General features: G+C 73.8%; 11 protein-coding genes. 3 read left to right on the forward strand and 8 right to left on the reverse strand.

Annotated elements, in window-relative coordinates; all coding sequences use genetic code 11:
• Positions 1 to 7: 7 nt before the first annotated feature.
• The 3 genes from ABZ659_RS08545 to ABZ659_RS08555 form a co-directional block, all read right to left on the reverse strand.
• Positions 8 to 3,451 (reverse strand): UvrD-helicase domain-containing protein, encoded by a 3,444-nt coding sequence (locus tag ABZ659_RS08545; protein ID WP_360214946.1) that lies wholly within the window; start codon positions 3,449 to 3,451, stop codon positions 8 to 10.
• Positions 3,452 to 3,555: 104 nt separating this feature from the next.
• Positions 3,556 to 6,900: an ATP-dependent DNA helicase gene (locus tag ABZ659_RS08550; protein ID WP_360214949.1), complete on the reverse strand. Its 3,345-nt coding sequence runs from the start codon at positions 6,898 to 6,900 to the stop codon at positions 3,556 to 3,558.
• 257 nt (positions 6,901 to 7,157) lie between these two features.
• On the reverse strand, positions 7,158 to 7,544 hold the full coding sequence (locus ABZ659_RS08555) for an MGMT family protein (protein WP_360214952.1): 387 nt from the start codon (positions 7,542 to 7,544) through the stop codon (positions 7,158 to 7,160).
• Positions 7,545 to 7,729: 185 nt separating this feature from the next.
• Between ABZ659_RS08555 and ABZ659_RS08560 the strand changes: the two genes are divergently transcribed.
• The 3 genes from ABZ659_RS08560 to ABZ659_RS08570 all read left to right on the forward strand — a co-directional run bounded on the left by ABZ659_RS08560 (position 7,730) and on the right by ABZ659_RS08570 (position 13,769).
• A complete protein-coding gene (locus tag ABZ659_RS08560) occupies positions 7,730 to 10,471 on the forward strand; it encodes a lysylphosphatidylglycerol synthase transmembrane domain-containing protein (RefSeq protein ID WP_360214955.1) in 2,742 nt (913 codons plus the stop codon).
• A 74-nt stretch (positions 10,472 to 10,545) separates the two neighbouring features.
• Positions 10,546 to 12,102, forward strand: coding sequence for an alpha/beta fold hydrolase (locus tag ABZ659_RS08565; RefSeq protein WP_360214958.1), 1,557 nt, complete (start codon positions 10,546 to 10,548; stop codon positions 12,100 to 12,102).
• Between the two features lie 137 nt (positions 12,103 to 12,239).
• On the forward strand, positions 12,240 to 13,769 hold the full coding sequence (locus tag ABZ659_RS08570) for an alpha/beta hydrolase (protein WP_360214961.1): 1,530 nt from the start codon (positions 12,240 to 12,242) through the stop codon (positions 13,767 to 13,769).
• Between the two features lie 68 nt (positions 13,770 to 13,837).
• Here the strand turns inward: ABZ659_RS08570 and moeZ are convergent, their stop codons facing one another.
• The 5 genes from moeZ to ABZ659_RS08595 form a co-directional block, all read right to left on the reverse strand.
• The gene (gene moeZ / locus ABZ659_RS08575; protein ID WP_360214964.1) at positions 13,838 to 15,016 is read right to left on the reverse strand and encodes an adenylyltransferase/sulfurtransferase MoeZ; all 1,179 of its coding nucleotides are present in this window, start codon (positions 15,014 to 15,016) and stop codon (positions 13,838 to 13,840) included.
• A gap of 63 nt (positions 15,017 to 15,079) precedes the next feature.
• On the reverse strand, positions 15,080 to 15,814 hold the full coding sequence (locus ABZ659_RS08580; protein WP_360214967.1) for a spherulation-specific family 4 protein: 735 nt from the start codon (positions 15,812 to 15,814) through the stop codon (positions 15,080 to 15,082).
• The gene (locus ABZ659_RS08585) at positions 15,802 to 16,896 is read right to left on the reverse strand and encodes an NAD-dependent epimerase/dehydratase family protein (protein ID WP_360214970.1); all 1,095 of its coding nucleotides are present in this window, start codon (positions 16,894 to 16,896) and stop codon (positions 15,802 to 15,804) included. The genes ABZ659_RS08580 and ABZ659_RS08585 overlap by 13 nt, the downstream gene beginning before the upstream one ends.
• A gap of 117 nt (positions 16,897 to 17,013) precedes the next feature.
• Positions 17,014 to 18,093 carry a hypothetical protein gene (locus tag ABZ659_RS08590; protein ID WP_360214973.1) on the reverse strand — a complete coding sequence of 360 codons (1,080 nt, stop codon included), beginning with the start codon at positions 18,091 to 18,093 and terminating at the stop codon, positions 17,014 to 17,016.
• Positions 18,090 to 19,757 (reverse strand): DUF3492 domain-containing protein, encoded by a 1,668-nt coding sequence (locus ABZ659_RS08595; protein ID WP_360214976.1) that lies wholly within the window; start codon positions 19,755 to 19,757, stop codon positions 18,090 to 18,092. The genes ABZ659_RS08590 and ABZ659_RS08595 overlap by 4 nt, the downstream gene beginning before the upstream one ends.
• Positions 19,758 to 19,893: the final 136 nt, after the last annotated feature.

Below are 19,893 nucleotides of genomic sequence, written 5' to 3' on the forward strand. Positions count from 1 at the left end.
CACGAGCCTATCGGCCGCCGGTGACAGTCCGATCGTGCGATGCGTCACCGGGCGGCTCCTCCAGCAGCAGCCGTTCCAGCGCGGCCCGGTCCGGCAGCTCGCGCGGGTGAACGACGTCGCCGGTGCGTACGTACAGGAAGGCGGCGGTGACCGATTCCAGGGGGACGCCCTGCTGCTCGGCCCAGGCGAGCCGGTACAGGGCGAGCTGGAGCGGGTCGGCGGCGGCGCCGCGGCCGGTCTTCCAGTCGACGATCTCGTACGTCGTCGTATCGCCGTCGCCGGTCTTGTAGACGGCGTCGATGCGGCCTCGGACGACGCGGCCCGCTATGGAGAGCTGGAAGGGGGCCTCGACGCGGTAGGGCGTGCGCCGGGCGTACTCGGTGCGTTCGAAGGCGTCCTTGAGGGCTTCCAGGTCCTGTTCGTCGGCGATGTCGGCGTCGCTGCCGGGCAGGTCGTCGGGTTCCAGCAGGGGCAGGGTCAGCGCCTCGAAGCGGGCTTCGACCCAGGCGTGGAAGCGGGTGCCGCGGCGGGCGGCGGGCTGGGGCGGGCGCGGCATGGGGCGGGCCAGTTCCTGGGCGAAGCCGTCGGGGTCGGCGGCCAGGTGCAGCAGTTGGGAGGCGGTCAGGGAGGCGGGCAGCGGGACCTCCGTGACGCGGGCACGCGCGCGCAGCAGTTCGCCGGTGAGGGCGTCGAGGTCGCGGTCCCAGGAGGCGACGGTGCGGGCCTCCTCCGGGGTGAGGGGGGTGTCGGCCTCGCCGACGGGGGCCGGGGTCTCGGGGGCGGTCGCCTGGTGGGGGACGGTGGGGCGCCGGGTGGGCAGGGAGTCCCAGTCGTCGTCGGTGAGGAGGGAGCCTTCCTCCTCGTCCTCGGGGAGGGGTTCGTCGTCCTCCGGGGGCGGGGGCCAGTCGGGGTCCTCGTAGGTGGTGGTCTCGTGCACGGCGGGGCTGGCGGCGAGGGTGTCGAGGTGGGCGTGGACAGCTTCGGCGGCGGCCCGGCGTCGGGTGAACGCCTCCTCGTCCAGGGGCAGCGGCCACACCTCGTCGGCGGTGGTCTGGTGGAGGGCGGGGTTCTCCTCGTCCTCGGCGGGTTCGTCCGCCCACACCTCGATCTCGCCGTGGCCGGCGGCGCAGTGGTCGTGGAGGGCGGTGAGGAAGCCGGAGGGGCCGCGGGGCTTCTTCTGGGTGGGGCCCCACCAGTGGCCGGAGCCGAGCAGCAGGGAGCGGGGGCGGGTGAAGGTGACGTAGCCGAGGCGGAGTTCCTCGGTGTGCTGGTGGTCCTTCATGGCCTCGTGGAACGCCTTCATCCCGCGCGAGTCCCACACCTCGACGTCGGGCAGGGTGTCGGCGTCGCCGCGCAGCCCGTGCGGCAGCACCTTGGCCTGCGCGGTCCACTTCTCGCGGCCCTGGGCGCTGGGGAAGGTGCCGTTGACCAGGCCGGGGACGGCCACGACGTCCCACTCCAGGCCCTTGGACTTGTGGGCGGTGAGCACCTTGACGGTGTTCTCGCCGCCGGGCAGGGCGTTGTCGAGGCCCTTCTCGTACTGGGCGGCGGTGCGCAGGAAGCCGAGGAAGGCCAGCAGGCTCGCCTCGCCGTCGCCCGCGGCGAAGGAGGCGGCGACGTCGAGGAAGTTGGAGAGGGTCTCCCGGCGTCGGGCGGCCAGGGCGTGCGGGGAGGCGGACAGCTCCACCTCCAGGCCGGTGACGGCGAGGACGCGGTGCAGTACGTCCATCAGGGGGTCGGCGAGGGAGCGGCGCAGGTCGCGCAGTTCGGCGGCGAGGCGGGCGAAGCGCACGCGCGCGTCCGGTGAGAACGGCAGCCCGTCGTCGTCCCCGCCGCCCTCCATGGGCGTCTCCAGGAAGGTGTCGAGGGCGTCCGCGAGGGAGATCACCTCGGCCGGGTCGACCCCTTCGACGGCTTCCGCGAGCCGCAGGTCGGGGTCGTCGCCGGAGTCCACGCGCGCGTGCGCGACGAGCAGCCGTGCGCGGCGGCCCAGGAGGGCGAGGTCGCGGGGCCCGATGCGCCAGCGGGGGCCGGTGAGCAGCCGGACCAGGGAGGCGTTGGCGCCGGGGTCCTGGAGGACCTCGCAGACGGCGACCAGGTCGGCGACCTCGGGCAGGTGCAGCAGCCCGGAGAGGCCGACCACCTCCACCGGCACGTCCCGGGCGACCAGCGCGCCCTGGATCTGCGCGAAGTCACCGGCGGTGCGGCACAGGACGGCGATCTCACCGGGCGCCTTGCCGGTGTTCACCAGGTGGGCGACGGAGTCGGCGAGCCAGTCGATCTCCTCGGCGTGGGTGCGCAGCAGGGCGCAGCGGACCGTGCCGTCGCGTTCGGCGCCGGGCGCGGGGCGCAGGGCCTGCACGCCCGCGTGCATGGCGCGCAAGGGCTGCGCGAGGCCGTTGGCGAGGTCGAGGAGGCGGCCTCCGCTGCGCCGGTTCTCGCTGAGGGCCTGGCGGGTGGCGGGGCGGCCGTCGGCGTGGGCGAAGTGCTCGGGGAAGTCGTCCAGGTTGGCGACGGAGGCGCCGCGCCAGCCGTAGATGGCCTGGCAGGGGTCGCCGACGGCGGTGACGGGGTGGCCGGTGCCGCCGCCGAAGAGGCCCGCGAGCAGGACGCGCTGGGCGACAGAGGTGTCCTGGTACTCGTCGAGGAGCACGACGCGGAACTCCTCGCGCAGGTGGCGGCCCACTTCGGGGAGCTGGCCGAGTTCGGCGGCGAGGGCGATCTGGTCACCGAAGTCGATCAGGTCGCGTTCGCGTTTCGCGGCGCGGTAGCGCACGACGAGTTCGGTGAGTTCCCGGCGGGCGGCGGCGGTCTCGGGGACCTTGCGCAGGTCGGCGTTGCTGAGCTTGGCGCCGTCCAGGGCGAGCAGCAGTTCGGCGTCCCAGGCGCGCAGCCGCTCGGGCCGTACGAGGTGCTCGGCGAGTTCGGCGTCCAGGGTGAGCAGGTCGCTGACCAGGTCGGGGAAGGAGCGGGTGAGCGCCGGGTAGGGGCCGGGGGCCTCGCGCAGCACCCGCGCGGCCAGCTGGTAGCGGGTGGCGTCGGCGAGGAGGCGGGAGGAGGGTTCCAGGCCGATGCGCAGGCCGTGGTCGGTCAGCAGGCGGCCCGCGAAGGCGTGGTACGTGGAGATCGCGGGCTCGCCCGGGGGGTTGTCCGGATCGATGACATCAGGGTCGGTGACGCCTGCCCTGATCAGGGCCTTGCGGACGCGTTCGGCCAGTTCTCCGGCCGCCTTGTTGGTGAAGGTCAGGCCGAGCACCTGTTCGGGGGCGACCTGGCCGGTGCCGACCAGCCAGACCACGCGGGCCGCCATCACCGTCGTCTTGCCGGAACCGGCTCCGGCCACGATCACCTGCGGGGCGGGCGGCGCGGTGACGCAGGCCGTCTGCTCCGGCGTGAACGGGATGCCGAGCAGCTCTTTGAGCTGTTCGGGGTCGGTGATACGGGCGGGCACGTAGAGAGGCTAGCGGCGGGCACTGACAGTGGAGGCCGCAATCGTCGTCAGAGGCGGAAGAAGCGCAGGTCAGCGCAGGGGGTGCAACCCGTCACAGCAGCCCCTCACTCCACCACGTGACGGCCTTCCGGGCGGGCGCCGCACGAGGCGCGGAAGGCGCAGTGCGTGCAGTGCTGGCCGGTGCTCGGCGTGAACCGTTCGTCGAGCACCTTCCCGGCGGCGGTGGCCAGCAGGTCGCCGACCCACTCGCCCTCCAGGGGCTCCTGGGCCTGCACCTTCGGGAGGGTCTCGCCGCCGTCCCGCTTGGCGGCGCCCTGGCGCAGCTGGACGAGTTCGGCGCCACCCGGCTCGGGGCGCGCCCCGTCGAAGGCGTCGTCGACGGCGCCCTCGCGGACGGCGAGCTGGTAGACGGCCAGCTGGGGGTGGCGGGCCACCTCAGCGGCGCTGGGCGCCTGTTTGCCGGTCTTGAAGTCGACGACGTAGGCGCGGCCCTCGCCGTCGGTCTCGACGCGGTCCATGGAGCCGCGGATGCGCACCTCGTACTCCCCCGCTTCGAGGGTGACGTCGAAGTCGTGCTCGCTGGCCACCGGGGTGCGCCCGGTGCGGTCCATGACGTGCCACTTCAGGAAGCGTTCGAGCGCCACGCGCGCGTGCTCCTTCTCCTGGGCCGACTTCCACGGCGCGTCGAAGGCGAGCGCGTCCCAGACCGAGTCGAGGCGTTCCATCAGCACGTCGAGGTCGGCCGGGGTGTGCCCGGAGGCGACCTCGTCGGCGAGGACGTGTACCACGTTGCCGAAGCCCTGCGCGGCGGTCGCCGGGGTGTCCGCCTTCACCTCGCGGCTGAGGAACCACTGGAGGGCGCAGGTGTGGGCGAGCTGGTCGAGGGCGCTGCCGGAGAGCGTGACGGGCTGGTCGCGGTCGCGCAGCGGCACCTTGCTCTCGGTCGGCTCGAACATGCCCCACCAGCGGGTGGGGTGCGCGGACGGCACCAGCGGGCGGCCGTCCTCGTCGGTGAGCGCGGCGAGCCGGGCCAACCGGTGGGCGGCGGCCTGGCGCAGGGTGGCCGACACGCGCGGGTCGACGGTGGTGGCGCGCAGTTCGGCGACGAGCGCGGCCACGGACAGCGGGCGGCGCGGGCGGCCGGTGACGTCCCTCGGCTCGACGCCCAGCTCGGTCAGGAACCGGGAGGGCTGGTCGCCGTCGTCGGCGGGGGCCTTCACGGCGGTGACGACGAGACGCTCACGCGCGCGTGTGGCGGCGACGTAGAACAGGCGGCGCTCCTCGGCGAGGAGGGCGCCCGGGGTGAGGGGTTCGGCGAGCCCGTCGCGGCCGATGCGGTCGGCTTCCAGGAGGGAGCCGCGGCGGCGCAGGTCGGGCCAGAGGCCCTCTTGGACGCCCGCGACGACGACCAGCCGCCACTGGAGGCCCTTGGCGCGGTGCGCGGTCATCAGGCGGACGGCGTCGGGGCGTACCGCGCGGCGGGTGAGGGTGTCGGCGGCGATGTCCTCGGCGTCGGTCTCCGCGAGGAAGTTCAGGGCGCCGCGGCCGCCGGTGCGCTCCTCCGCGCGGGCGGCCGTCGCGAACAGCGCGCATACGGCGTCCAGGTCGCGGTCGGCGTTCCGGCCTGCCGCGCCGCCGCGCCGGGCGGCCCGTTCCAGGCGTGAGGGCCACGGGGTGCCCTCCCAGAGGTCCCACAGCGCCTCCTCGGCCGTGCCGCCGCCCGCGAGGCGCTCCCGGGCCTTGCGCAGCAGCGCGCCGAGGCGTTGGGCCCCGCGCGCGTACGCCGGGTCGTGCGCGACCAGGCGCTCCGGTTCGGCGAGCGCCCGCGCGAGCAGGTCGTCTGAGGGCGGGGGCACGGGGTTGCCCGTGGCCCGCTCCTCCTCCCGCAGGGCCCGGCCCAGACGGCGCAGGTCGGCGGTGTCCATCCCGGCAAGGGGGGAGGTGAGCAGGGTGAGGGCGGTCTCGGTGTCGAGCCAGGGGGCGTCGTCGGCCGGTTGCGGGCCGTCCACGGCGCGCGCGTCGTCGCCCGTGTGCCCGTCTCCGCCGCTCCGCCCGGCCTCCGCCGTGGCCACCGCGCGCAGTGCCGTCAGCAGGGGGGCCACCGCGGGTTCGTGGCGCAGGGGCAGGTCGTCGCCGTCGATGTCCAGGGGGACGCCCGCGGAGGTGAGGGCGCGGCGGAGGGTGGGGATGTTGCGGGACCCGGCGCGCACCAGCACGGCCATCTCGCCCCACGGGACGCCGTCCTCCAGGTGGGCCCGGCGGAGGATGTCGGCGACGTTCTCCTGCTCGGTGCCCGCCGTCGGGTAGGTGAAGACCTCGACGCGGCCACCGTCCCGCGCGGGGGCGAGGTCGCGGTGCGCGCGTGCCTGGTCGGCGGGGAGGCGGGGCAGCGGCATCCGCTGGGTCAGCAGCCGGGTCGCGGCGAGCAGGGCGGCGCCGGAGCGGCGGGAGGTGCGCAGCACCTCGACGGGCGCCGGGCGGCCGTCGAGGTGCGGGAAGGCGTGCGGGAAGTCGAGGATGCCGTTCACGTCGGCGCCGCGGAAGGCGTAGATCGACTGGTCGGGGTCGCCGAAGGCGACGAGGGTGCGGCCGCCGCCCGCGAGGGTGTCGAGCAGCCGTACCTGCGCGGGGTCGGTGTCCTGGTACTCGTCGACGTACACGGCGTCGTACTGCGCGGCGAGCCGTTCGGCGACGGCGGGGCGGCGGGCGAGGAGCACCGCGCGGTGGACGAGTTCGGCGTAGTCGATGACGCCCTGGAGGTCGAGCACGTCGAGGTACTCGGCGAGGAAGGCGGCGGCGGCCCGCCAGTCGGGGCGGCCGATGCGGCGGGCGAAGGCGTCCAGGGCCTGCGGGCCGAGGCCCAGCTCGCGGCTGCGGGCGAGGACCGCGCGGACCTCGTCGGCGAAGCCGCGGGTGGTCAGGCAGGCACGCAGTTCGTCCGGCCAGCGCACAGGGGCGAGGCCGAGCCGCTCCAGGTCGGGCTGGCCCGCGAGCAGCTCCCGTACGGTGACGTCCTGCTCGGGACCGGAGAGCAGCCGCAGCGGTTCCACGAACAGGTCGCTGTCCTGGTGGGCCCGGACCAGGGCGTAGGAGAACGAGTGGAAGGTGGTCGCGCGGGGCGCGCGGGCGGCCCCTATGCGCAGCGCCATGCGGTCGCGCAGGTCGACGGCGGCCTTGCGGCTGAAGGTGAGCACGAGGAGCCGCTCGGGGTGGGCGCCGCGCGCGATTCGGGCCGCCACGGACTCCACGAGGGTGGTGGTCTTCCCGGTGCCCGGACCGGCGAGGACGAGCAGCGGACCGGCGCCGTGGTCAACCACGGCGCGTTGCGCGGCGTCCAGACGAGGGGGACCCGGTCGGTCCGGCGGGGTACGTACCAGTCGGTAAGCGCCACGGCTCCCCTGCCGCGCCTCATGGTGCGGCAGGCGACTGGTGGAGGAGAGGAAGCTCACGTGGTTCGCCGGTCCTGGTGGGTGTGCTGGTGGGGCGACCGCCGTGCGTGGCGGACGGTGGCCGCGGGATGAGGGGGACGCGTGCAGCCGACGCTACGCCGACGGACGCCACGGAAGCAGGGCTTCCGCTTCTTCCCACCGGGCTCTCACACCCCGCGCGTCCCTTGCCCCTCGAACGTACGCCATGTCACGGCCGTGCCCTGTTTCCCCCGTACGGATCACGCGTCCCCCGCGGGCCGGGCCGATGGCGGAAGCTGTCAGGTGTGAGCCTTCGCGCTTTCGCCGCCGTCCCACCGCGCGCGTCTGACGTCGACCCGCGGCAGGTGACCCTCGGCCGCCCGCCCGGCGCCCTTCAGCGGAGTGCCCTCCGCGCGGTAGGCGTCCAGCGCCCGAAGCTCATGGCCGGCGAGCAGCACGCCGTCCGCGCGGACGACCCGCCACCAGGGGACCGCGCCCCCGTAAAGGGACATCACACGGCCGACCTGGCGGGGGCCGCCCTCCTCCAGGTACTCGGCGACGTCCCCGTACGTCATGACACGCCCGGCCGGGATCCGCTCGGTCAGGTCGAGGACCCGTTCCGCGTACTCCGGCAGCGCGTCGGCGTACTCCGGGCGGGCGTCCTCAGGAAGGCTCTGCTCGCTCATTCGCCCCATACTGCCCGACCCCACCGACAATGTGACGGGCCCGCGACCGCGGGTACGTCGCGCCCGGGAGCAGCGCTTCGGGCGGACTGCGCGCCCCGTGTTTGCACCCTGATGCCCCCGTGTGTCGGTGGAACATGCCACCATCGTGCGGGCGGTGACTGGTGATACGAGATCAAGAAGAGACCATGAAGCAGCAGGGTGTGCACCCCGACGACGCGGAGGGCACCTCTGATGCTTCGGCGCGCCCGGACACCGAGGGCCCTGACCGGACCAGCGGGGCGACGACGCCCTTCGCGGACAGGGCCGCGATGAACGGGGAGCCGGGCGGTGACGCCCACACCGACGCCGTGGAGGGCGACGAACCACTGCTCCCCGCGCGCGTGCACCGCCCCTCCGACCTGATGCGGCTGCTGGTGGGCGTGCTCGCCATCGCCGTACTGCTCGCCATCGCCGCCTTCGCGCACGGCACCACCTCGGGCCTGGAACAGGACATCAACAAGGGCACCGGCCAGGCGCCCGACCTCCTGATCAAGATCGCCGGACTGGCGTCCAGCATCGCGATCCTCCTCGTGCCCGTCGCCTTCGCGATCGAACGGCTGATCAAACGGGACGGGCTGCGCATCGCCGACGGCGTGCTGGCGGCCGTACTCGCCCACGGAGTGACACTCGCCACGGACCTGTGGGTCGCCAAGGCCGCCCCCGACTCCATCCAGGAAGCGCTTACCCAGCCCTCCCCCGGCGACATCACCGCCCTGACCGACCCGGTACACGGCTATCTGGCGCCCGTCATCGCCTATATGACGGCCGTCGGCATGTCCCGCCGACCGCGCTGGCGCGCGGTGCTGTGGATCGTGCTGACGCTCGACGCGTTCTCCATGCTCGTCACCGGCTACACGACGCCGTTCTCGATCATCCTGACCGTCCTGATCGGCTGGAGCGTCGCCTACGGCACCTTGTACGCCGTCGGCTCCCCGAACGTCCGCCCCACCGGGCGCACGCTCATGGCGGGCCTGCGGACGGTCGGCTTCCGCCCGGTGAGCGCCTCCCGCGACGACACCGCGGACGCCGCCGACGGCGACCGCGGACGGCGCTACTTCGTCACCCTGGAGGACGGCCCGCCGCTGGACGTCACGGTCGTCGACCGCGAGCAGCAGGCGCAGGGCTTCTTCTACCGGGTCTGGCGCAACCTCACCCTGCGTGGCTTCGCCACCCGCCGCAGCCTCCAGTCGCTGCGCCAGGCGCTGGAGCAGGAGGCCCTGCTCGCCTACGCCGCCATCGCCGCGGGCGCCAACGCGCCCAAGCTGATCGCCACCTCCGAACTCGGCCCCGACGCCGTGATACTCGTCTACGAGCACAGCGGCGGACGCACCCTGGACGCGCTGGCGGAGGACGAGATCACCGACGAGTTGCTGCGCCACACCTGGGACCAGGTGCGGGCGTTGCAGTCGCGGCGCATCGCGCACCGCAGGCTGGCGGGTGACGCGGTTCGGGTGGATCGTTCCGGCACGGTGGTCCTCACCGACCTGCGCGGCGGCGAGATCGCGGCCGGTGACCTGCTGCTGCGGATGGACGTCGCCCAGCTGATGACCACGCTGGCGCTGCGGGTGGGCGCCGAGCGCGCCGTGGCCTCCGCCGTCGCCGTACTCGGACCCGACGCCGTCGCCGACTGCCTGCCGATGCTCCAGCCCATCGCGCTGACGCGCTCCACGCGCGCGACCCTGCGCAGGCTGGCCCGGGAGCGCGCGGAGCGCGAGCGAGAGGCGGTGCTGGAGGCGTCCCGGCAGGACCGGCAGACCCGTCTGGACGACGCCGGTCACGGCAGTACGGTCGCCCTGGAGAAGCCCGGCAAGAAGGCCGAACGCGCGCAGGCCAGGGCCGAGAAGCGGGCCGTCGAGGAGGCCCTGGAAGAGGCCCGCGAGGACGATCTGCTCACCCAGATCCGCCACGAGGTGCTGCGCATCCGCCCCCAGGCACCGGTGGAACCGGCCCGTCTCGAACGGATCCGTCCGCGCACGCTGATCAGCTTCATCGCGGGTGCCATCGGCGCCTACTTCCTGTTGTCGCAGCTCACGCACATCGAGTTCGGCACCCTCTTCGCCGAGGCCGAGTGGGGCTGGGTCGCGGCGGCCGTGCTGTTCTCCGCGCTGAGCTACCTCGCGGCGGCGATGGCCCTGCTGGGGTTCGTGCCCGAGCGGGTGCCCTTCCCCAGGACGGTGCTGGCGCAGGTCGCCGGGTCGTTCGTCAAGATCGTCGCACCGGCCGCGGTGGGCGGCGTCGCGCTCAACACGCGGTTCCTCCAGCGCTCGGGCGTACGGCCCGGCCTCGCGGTGGCCAGCGTCGGCGCCTCACAGCTGTTCGGGCTCGGCGCGCACGTCCTGATGCTGCTGTCCTTCGGCTACCTGACAGGCACCGAGAAGACGCCGTCGCTGTCGCCGTCCCGGACGGTCATCGCCGGGCTGCTGACGGTGGCGGTGCTGGTGCTCGTGGTGACCTCGGTGCCGTTCCTGCGGAAGTTCGTCGTCACGCGCGTGCGGTCGCTCTTCGCCGGAGTGGTGCCGCGGATGCTCGACGTGCTCCAGCGCCCGCAGAAGCTGGTCACCGGCATCGGCGGCATGTTGCTGCTCACCGCCTGCTTCGTGATGTGCCTGGACGCCTCCATCCGGGCCTTCGGCGACGAGACCACCTCGATCAGCATCGCCAGCGTCGCCGTCGTCTTCCTGGCGGGCAACGCGCTCGGTTCCGCAGCGCCGACGCCGGGCGGTGTCGGCGCGGTCGAGGCGACCCTGACCGTCGGCCTCATCGCCGTCGGCCTGCCCAGCGAGGTCGCCGCCCCGGCCGTCCTGCTGTTCCGCCTGCTGACGCTGTGGCTGCCCGTACTGCCGGGCTGGCTGGCGTTCAACCACCTCACCCGCAAGGGCTCCCTCTAGCCACGCGCGCGGGGCGTACCTCGGACGGCCCGGTGCCCCGCGCGGGTGGCCCGGTGGGGTCGCAGGATGGGTGTATGTCGAACCCTTCCCGCCCGCGCGTCGCCGCCCTGACCGCCACCGCCGCGCTGCTGGCCGCCCTGCTGGCGGGATGCGGCGACCACGACCCCGGCGACGAGGACCTGTCGGCCCAGGAACTCGCGTGGAAGGACTGCCCCGCCCCGGACCAGGCCCAGGGCGGCGGCACCGCCCCGTCACCACTGCCGGACGGCACCGCCTGGCAGTGCGCCACCATGAAGGCGCCCCTCGACTGGGACGACCCCGAGGGCGACACCATCGACCTCGCCCTGATCCGGGCCAGGGCCAGCGGCAGGGGCGGCGAGCGCATCGGCTCCCTCGTCTTCAACTTCGGCGGACCCGGCGGCTCCGGCGTCACCACGCTGCCCGCCTTCGGTGAGGAGTACGAGACCCTGCGCACCCGCTACGACCTGGTCAGCTTCGACCCGCGCGGGGTCGGCCGCAGCGCCCCCGTGTGGTGCGAGAGCGACCAGCGGCTCGACGCCTACTTCCAGTTGGACTCCACCCCCGACGACGCCGCCGAACGCCGCGAACTCCTCGAAGGCGTCCGGGACTTCAACGGCGCCTGCGAGGACCGCTCGGAGCGGATGCTCCCGCACGTGGCCACCACCGACGCCGCCCGCGACATGGACCTGATGCGCCGGGTCCTCGGCGACGACAAGCTCCACTACTTCGGCGTCTCCTACGGCACCGAACTCGGCGGCGTCTACGCCCACCTGTTCCCCGGGAAGGTGGGCCGCGCCGTGTTCGACGCGGTCGTCGACCCGACGCAGAGCCCCGCACAGGGCTCCCTCGGCCAGGCCAGGGGCTTCCAGCGGGCGCTCGACAACTTCGCCGAGGACTGCGTGGCGGAAGGGTCCGGAGAGGACGACTGCCCGATCGGGGACAGCGCGCAGGACGTCAAGGACCGCATCGCCCGGCTCCTCGAGGACCTCGACACCCACCCGATCCCCGGCGCCGTCACCCGCCGGCTGACCCAGACCGCCGCGACCAACGGCATCGCGCAGGCGCTGTACTCACAGGACTTCTGGCCGTACCTCACCGACGGTCTGCAACAGGCGTACGACGGGGACGGCCAGATCCTGATGCTGCTGTCGGACGCGCTGAACGGGCGCGGCGAGAACGGCGAGTACAGCAACCTGGTCCCGGCCAACGTCTCCATCAACTGCGCCGACGACCGGGCCCGGTACACCGAGGAACAGGTGCGGCAGCGGCTGCCCGGGTTCCGGGCCGCCTCACCGCTGTTCGGCGACTTCCTGGCGTGGTCCATGCTGAGCTGCACCGACTGGCCGGTGCAGGGCGCCGCCGACCATCCCGACGTCAGCGCGCCCGGCGCGGCGCCGATCCTCGTCGTCGGCAACACCGGCGACCCGGCGACACCGTACGAGGGGGCGCGGAAGATGGTGGACGCGCTGGGTGAGGGCGTCGGTGTCGAGCTGACGTACAGGGGGCAGGGGCACGGCGCGTACGACAGCGGGAACAAGTGTGTGCGGGGCGCGGTGGACGGCTATCTGCTGGACGGGAAGGTGCCCGCGGCCGGGACCGTTTGCTCCTGACACGTCAATCTGGTCACTAAACTCGCAGGTCAGAAGGTTATCCACAGGCTTCGGCGAGATCACGACGTTGCGCATAGCATGGCCTGACTGCGGTCCGCGGCGCGGAAGCGGACGGCCTGCGAGGGGGGATGTGCGACATGGCGCGGTTTGTACGGTGCGCGGCGCTCGGCGTTGCCGCGGTGCTGCTGGGGACGGGGTGCAGTGGCGGTGGTGACGGCGACTCGACAGGGGACGGGCCCGCGCCCGGCAACCGGTCGGCCTCGTCCGGGAGCGCCTCCGCGCCGGTCGTGGAGGACCTGGACTGGGGGAAGTGCGAGGGCACCGACGACAGTCCCGCGCCGGGCGGTGACTGGCAGTGCGCCACGCTCAAGGCCCCCCTCGACTGGTCCAAGCCGAAGGGCGAGACGATCGACCTGGCCCTGATCCGCGCCAAGGCCACGGGCGACGACCGGATCGGCTCCCTGCTGTTCAACTTCGGCGGGCCCGGCGGGTCGGGCGTCTCGACCCTGCCCGCCTACGCCAGCACGGCCTCCGCACTGCGCGAGCACTACGACCTGGTGAGCTGGGACCCGCGGGGCGTGGGCGCCAGCGGGGGCATCCGCTGCCGCGACGACAAGGAGATCCAGGCCGCCGAGGCGATCGACGTCACCCCGGACACCCCGGGCGAGGAGCGCGCCTACCTCCAGGACGCCGCCGACTTCGGCAAGGGCTGCGCGCGGGCCGCCGGGAAGCTGCTGAGCCATGTGTCGACCACGGACACGGCCCGGGACATGGACCTGATGCGCCAGGCCCTCGGGGACGACGAGATGCACTACTTCGGCATCTCCTACGGCACCGAACTGGGCGGTGTGTACGCCCATCTCTTCCCCGACAGGGTGGGGCGGATGATCCTGGACGCGGTCGTCGACCCGGCCGCCGACAGCGTGGGCCACGCCAGGAACCAGACCACGGGCTTCCAGCGCGCCCTGGAGGACTACCTGGAGTCCCGGGACAAGGACCCCGAGCAGGGCACCCGGGAGATCGCCGACCTGCTGGAGCGGATCGACGCGAAGCCGCTGCCGACCTCGTCGGGGCGTGAGCTGACGCAGACCCTCGCCGTCACCGGCATCGTCCTGCCGCTCTACAGCAAGACCAGCTGGCCCACCCTGACCAGTGCCTTGGACGCGGCCGAGGGGGGCGACGGCTCCGGGCTGCTGGCGCTCGCCGACGGCTACAACGACCGCGACCCGTCGGGGCACTACGGCACGACGACCCACTCGCAACGGGTCATATCGTGCCTGGACGACAAGCAGCGGCCGACGCCCGCCGAGGCGAAGGCCCTGCTGCCCGAGTTCGAGCGGATCTCGCCGGTGTTCGGGGCGTTCCTCGGTTGGGACACGGCCGGGTGGTGCCACCAGTGGCCGGTGACCGGGCAGTTCGACACCCCGGAGGTGAGCGCGCCCGGCGCGGCACCGATCCTCGTCGTCGGCAACACCGGCGACCCGGCGACGCCCTACGAGGGCGCCCGCACGATGGCGGACGAACTGGGCGCCGACGTGGGTGTGGTGCTCACCTGGAAGGGCGAGGGGCACGGCGCCTACGGCAGTGGGAGCGACTGTGTCGACTCGGCGGTGGACGCGTATCTGCTGGAGGGCGCGGTACCGGAGGACGGCAAGGTCTGTTCATGACGACGGCGGGGGTTCCGGGCACACCCGGTGCCCGGAACCCCCGCCGGTCGGACTGGTGGCAGGGCGGCTCAGTACACCGGCTTGTCCGGCTCGATCTGGTTGACCCAGCCGATGACACCGCCGCCGACGTGGACGGCGTCCGAGAAGCCCGCGGACTTCAGGACCGCCAGGACTTCCGCACTGCGGACACCCGTCTTGCAGTGCAAGACGATCTTCCTGTCCTGCGAGAGCCCTTCCAGGGCGGTGCCCATCAGGAACTCGTTCTTCGGGATCAGACGGGCGCCCGGGATCGAGACGATCTCGTACTCGTTGACCTCGCGGACGTCGATGATGTCGATGTTCTCACCGTCGTCGATCCACTCCTTGAGCTGCTTGGGAGTGATCGTGGAGTCGGCGGCCGCCGCCTGGGCCTCCTCCGACACGACGCCGCAGAAGGCCTCGTAGTCGATGAGTTCCGTGACGGTCGGGTTCTCGCCGCAAACCGCGCAGTTCGGGTCCTTGCGGACCTTGACCTGCCGGTACTGCATCTCCAGGGCGTCGTAGATCATCAGTCGGCCGACCAGCGGCTCGCCCGTGCCGGTCAGGACCTTGATGGCCTCGGTGACCTGGATGGACCCGATGGACGCGCACAGCACGCCCAGGACGCCGCCCTCGGCGCAGGAGGGGACCATGCCGGGTGGCGGGGGTTCCGGGTAGAGGCAGCGGTAGCAGGGGCCGTGCTCGGACCAGAAGACGGACGCCTGACCGTCGAAGCGGTAGATGGACCCCCATACGTACGGCTTGTTCAGCAGCACGCACGCGTCGTTGACGAGGTAGCGGGTCGCGAAGTTGTCGGTGCCGTCGACGATCAGGTCGTACTGGCTGAAGATGTCCATCACGTTGTCGGCTTCAAGCCGCTTCTCGTGGAGGACCACGTTGACGTACGGGTTGATGCCGAGCACGCTGTCGCGGGCCGACTCGGCCTTGGAACGGCCGATGTCCGCCTGGCTGTGGATGATCTGGCGCTGCAGGTTCGACTCGTCGACCTCGTCGAACTCCACGATGCCGAGCGTGCCGACGCCCGCGGCGGCGAGGTACATCAGCGCCGGCGAGCCCAGGCCACCGGCGCCCACACAGAGCACCTTGGCGTTCTTCAGCCGCTTCTGCCCGTCCATGCCCACGTCGGGGATGATCAGGTGGCGGGAGTACCTGCGGACCTCGTCTACGGTGAGCTCGGAAGCGGGCTCGACCAGGGGTGGCAGCGACACGGGGACTCCGTTGGTCGGTCAATCACTACGGTTGTTCTGCCTGTAACACTGCCATGGCCTTTTTCATTCCGAGACACCTGTCCCGACCCGCGAGACGAATTCGTCCCAGTAGCCGGGCACCGTCTCCCAGGGACTGGTACCGGCGTGCGGGGTGCGGTCGGTGAAGTAGATCGTCGCGGCGCCCTGCCAGCGGGCGATGCGCAGGGCTTCTTCGAGGTGGCCGCGGGGTACGCCGTGCACGAAGTGGCAGAAGCGCTCGGGCGGGTGGTCGGCGGTCCACTCCGCCACCTGCGACCAGCGGTAGTCGCTCCAGGGGCCGCGGTAGGTGACGAGCTGGTCGGCGTGGTCGGCGTAGCCGGGGTGCGGATGGCTGTCGTGGCCGAGGACGATGTGGGCATCGTCACGCAGGGCGCGGAGGGCGGTGATCGTGCGGCCGATACCGGGGAGCGCGGCGCGGTCGGCGGGGCAGCGGTCGAGGTAGAAGCCGTCCACGCCGTACCAGTCGAGGTAGCGGTGGGCGGTGTGGGCCGCGGTCGCGGTGTCCGTCGTGGGCAGGTGGCCCAGGATGCGGACGCCCGCGGTGCGCAGCCGGGTCGCTGCCTGGAGGCAGCGCGGGTCGAGGCGGGTGCCGGGGCCGTCGGCGACGTTCAGGACGGCCCAGTGCAGCGGGGCTCCCGGGCGGGCCAGACCGGCCCACTCCTCGGGGGCCACCAAAGGGTGCGCGTAGCCGGGGACGCCCACGCCGGTGCCGGTGACGCGCCCGGGGGCGGTGGACGCCGTGCTGGTCAGATGCGACATGCGGCCTCCATCCAGATGTCGGCGAGGGACTCTTCGAGGTTGATCCGGGGGCGCCACCCGAGCCGGTCGCGGGCGGTGCGGACATCGGCCTGCTGCCAGCTGCCGCAGCCGTCGGGGTACGGGTACGCGGCCGGGGGGAGGGACGGCGGGCCCGCGGTGGGCGTCGGGTGGTCGGGGTCGTGGCGGGGGTGGCCGACCGTGTGGGCCAGGGCGGCGTGGCCCGCGGAGTGGGCTCCGGCGCCGCCCGGGTGGCCGAGGCCGTGGGCTCCCCCGCCACTAGCCGGGTGGCCGAGGCTGTGGGCCAGAGGTGACCGCAACGAGGGCGGGGGGCCGTCGAGTTCGTGGAGGGCGCCGCCGTACCCGGCGACCCGGGCGAGGACCGCGGCGGCGTCACGGAGGCGGACGGCGCGGCCGGAGCCGATGTTGATGACGCCCTGGGCGGCGGAGAGCGAGGCCGCGTGGACGGCGCGGGCCACGTCGCGGACGTCGATGAAGTCGCGCTGGACGCCCAGGCCGCCGAGCTTCAGTTCGCCGTCGCCGGTCTGCATGGCGCGGCGCATGGCCTCGGCGAGGCGGCCCAGGGGGGAGCCCGCGGGGGTGCCGGGGCCCGCGGGTGAGAAGACCCGCAGGACCACGGCGTCCAGGCCGGAGCCGAGGACCAGTTCGGTGGCGGCGAGCTTGCTGACGCCGTACGGGCCGCCGGGGCGGGGGACGGCGTCCTCGGCCGTGGAGGAGCCGGGCTGGCTGGGGCCGTACTCGGCGGCGCAGCCGATCTGCACCAGGCGGGCGCCGCAGCGGCTGCGGCGCAGTGCCTCGCAGACCGTGGCCACGGCGACGGTGTTGTGGCGGGTGAGGTCGCGGGCGCCGCCGCGGGTGGTGCCCGCGCAGTTGATGACCACGCCGGGGTGGACGGCGTCGAGGAAGCGGGTGAGCGCGCCGGGGCTGCCGGAGGCCAGGTCGAAGCGGACGTCGGCGTCGTCGCCGCGGCCGAGGGCGGTGAGCTGGACGGCCGGGTCGGCGAGGAGGCGGTCTGCCACGAAGCGGCCGAGGTAGCCGTTGGGGCCGATCAGCAGGACTCTCATCGTGCGGCTCCCGGGGTGAGGAGGTGTGCGGGGGTCTGTGCGGTGGGTGGGGTGCCGGTGGTGGTCATGGGGTCGGTGGTCATGGGGTTCTCCTGCGGAAGGGCCCGTGCGGTGCCGTCAGCACGGTCCGTCCGGTGGTGCGTGGGCGGTCGCCCGGGTCAGCGTGCGGGTCGCGTGGAGGAGGAGGGCCAGTGCGGCCGCCGCGCAGCTGACGGCGGGGATGGCTCCGGGGCCCCAGGTGGCTACGGCGCTCTCCACGGGGGTCGCCAGGAACGCGCAGCCCGGGAGTCGGGCGGTGAGGAGGGCCGCCAGGGTGAGGGTCTGGGTGGTGGCCGCGGCGGTGAGGGCCAGGGTGGGGGCGTGGGTCCGGCCGTGCGCCGCCAGGAGGCGGGCCAGGAAGAGGAGGGCGCCCAGGGTGAGGGTCTGGGCGTAGCTCGCGGGCTGGTCGAGGAGGGTGGTGCAGGCGGCCAGGAGGGCTGCGAGGGAGGTGAGGTACAGGGCGACGGTGGCCAGCAGGAGGGGGCGGACCGCGCTGGTGAAGTCGCCCAGGCGTGGGCTGGCCGTCAGTCTGCGGCGGGCGGTTGAGGCGAAGAGGCGGGTGCACCAGGCGGCGGGGGCGCAGACGAGGGCCAGGGTCAGGAGGGGGGCGGTGGTGAGCGGCCAGGGGTCCTCGGTGGTCCCGGTGGGCAGGGCGTCCGGTCCTCCCGTGAGGGTTGCCTGGAGGAGGCCGTCGCCCAGCGCCACGTAGGTGAGGAGCCAGAGGACGGGTGTCGCGGGGAGCGGGCCCCTGACCGCCAGGGTGACCGTCAGGAGGGCCGCCGCCGTCATGAGCAGGCGAGTGGGACCGCCTTGGGGCAGGTACGAGACGGTCACGGCTGCCGCGGCCAGGGCGGCCGGGAGCAAGGTGCGGAGGGGGTGGCTGGCGGTGCTGGAAAGGGGTGGGTCGTGAGGTGGTCGGTGCGTGGGGGGCGGGGTGTCCCGGGGGGAGCGGGCGTACATCTCCTCCGCCAGGGAGAAGACGTCCCGGTGGCGGAAGCGGGCCGCCGAGCGGTCGGTGAGGCCGTGGGCCTCCAGGGCGGCGGCGATCTCCAGGGGGTCCACGGCGCGTTCGCACAGGTCGCGGTGGCGGTGCATCAGGGTCCTGACCGGGTCCGCGGCGCCGCGGTGCGGCGTGGTGGGTGCCGTCTGGTCGTTCACCGGGCCCCCTCCGTGGCGGTCAGGGGCGTCGCGCGCACCGGTGGGCCCGGGGCCCAGCTGGGGGCGGTGCGAGGCGTGCGGTCGGTCCAGCGGCCGGGGAGGTGGGCCTCGGCGGGGACGGCGAACGGGAGGGGTTCGCCGGTGGCGTCGACGACGACGCGGCGGACCGGGCTGTGCGACACGATGTCCAGGTAGATGCCGTGGAAGGCGGCGATGTTCTGCTCCACGGTGAACAGTTCGAGGGCGCGGGCGCGGGCGGCGGCGCCGAGGCGCTCACGGCGCCCGGCGTCGCGCAGCAGGTCCAGGCAGGCTTCGGCGAGCGCCCTCGGGTTGCGCGGCGGCACGACCAGTCCGGTGCCGCCGATGACCTCCAGCACGGCGCCGACGTCGGTGGAGACCGTGGCGCGACCGCAGAGCATGGCCTCGACCAGGCCGACCGGGAAGCCCTCGACGACGCTGGAGAGCACGCTCACGGCGCCCGTGGCGTAGGCGTCGGCGGGCCCCGGGAACTCGCCGATCGCCTCGAACGCCACGGGGTTGTCGCCGACGGCGTGCCGCCCCTCGGCCTCGTCGGGGAAGAGGTGGGCGGCGAGGGCCTGGCAGTGGGCGAGGTAGGCCGCGTCCTCGGTGCCGGTGCTGATGATCCGCAGCCGGGTCCTCGGCTCGGTCCTGCGGATCTCCGTGAAGGCGTGCAGCAGGGAGACCAGGTCCTTGGCCGGCTCCACCTGGCCGACCCACACCAGTGTCCCGGGGTCCCCGCTGTGCGGTGCCTCGCCCACCTCGGCGAACGGCGCGGCGTCCATGCCCGGGTAGACGGTGCGCAGCTTGGCCCGGTCGGCGCCGCAGCGTTCCTGCCAGCGGCGGGCGTGCCCGTTGCCCGGGGTGACGCAGGCGGCCTGCCGGTACGTCTCGGCGGCGAGCCTGCCGTGGTAGGCGGCGAGCAGGGCGCGGACGGCCGGGGCGGTGTCACCGGCGCCGGAGGCCAGGTGGTGGGCGCGCAGCCGGACGCCGTACTCGGTGACCAGCAGGGGGACGCCGGTGAAGTGGCGGGCCAGCAGTCCGGGCAGGGCGGCCGGGCCGCCGGAGGCCGCGTGGCACAGGTCGACGGCGCCGAGCGCGTCGTCCTCGTACCAGTCGAGGGAGAGGGGGCGCAGGGCGCGTTCCAGCCGCGCGGCCACGGCGAGCAGGTCCGGTACGCGCGCCGCCCGCACGGTGCGCCGGGCGCCCGGCGCACGGCACGCGCGCTCCAGGGCGCGTACGGCGGTCTCGGAGCGGAGGGCCGTGGGCAGGCCGCCGGTGTCGCGGGCCAGCTCGGCCAGTCCGTAGAGGGCGCTGGCGAAACGGTCCGCCTGGGAGGCGGAGGCCTGGAGGGCGGGGGTGGTCAGGACCGTCGCCAGGTCGCCGTAGTGCTCGGCGAAGCGGCGGCGGGCGCGCCTGCCGAGTACCGTCCCGTGGTCCTCCACCGTCCAGAGCGGCGCCGTGCGCACCCTGGTGGCCTGCGGTGGCAGCGGCGGCCAGCCCTCGTCCTCCTGTCGCCTGCTCCGGCTGAGCGCGTAGACGTCGAACTCGTGCTGTCCGAGCCCGCGCACGAGCCGGTCGCACCAGAGCCTGGCCTCACCGTTCAGGTACGGATAGCCACCCTCCGTCAGCAGTCCGATGCGCACGCGTGCACCCCCGTTCTCCCTTGTGGGGAGCCGTCGTTGGTTTCGACGGCTCGCTGCGGGACGAACGTATGCGGACAAGGCGGTGGGTGCCCAGGAGGTTCTTGCGCAGGTTCAGCTCGGCGATCTTCGCCGCGGT

Source organism: Streptomyces sp. NPDC006997 (genome assembly GCF_040635175.1).
In the GTDB taxonomy this organism is placed as follows: Bacteria; Actinomycetota; Actinomycetes; order Streptomycetales; family Streptomycetaceae; genus Streptomyces.

What these genes read in the sequence shown, in the direction of transcription:
- ABZ659_RS08585 (WP_360214970.1), bottom strand. Translation starts at nt 16,896, where the DNA reads ATGAGAGTCCTGCTGATCGGCCCCAACGGCTACCTCGGCCGCTTCGTG.
- ABZ659_RS08565 (WP_360214958.1), top strand. Translation starts at nt 10,546, where the DNA reads ATGTCGAACCCTTCCCGCCCGCGCGTCGCCGCCCTGACCGCCACCGCC.
- ABZ659_RS08580 (WP_360214967.1), bottom strand. Translation starts at nt 15,814, where the DNA reads ATGTCGCATCTGACCAGCACGGCGTCCACCGCCCCCGGGCGCGTCACC.
- ABZ659_RS08555 (WP_360214952.1), bottom strand. Translation starts at nt 7,544, where the DNA reads ATGAGCGAGCAGAGCCTTCCTGAGGACGCCCGCCCGGAGTACGCCGAC.
- ABZ659_RS08560 (WP_360214955.1), top strand. Translation starts at nt 7,730, where the DNA reads ATGAAGCAGCAGGGTGTGCACCCCGACGACGCGGAGGGCACCTCTGAT.
- ABZ659_RS08570 (WP_360214961.1), top strand. Translation starts at nt 12,240, where the DNA reads ATGGCGCGGTTTGTACGGTGCGCGGCGCTCGGCGTTGCCGCGGTGCTG.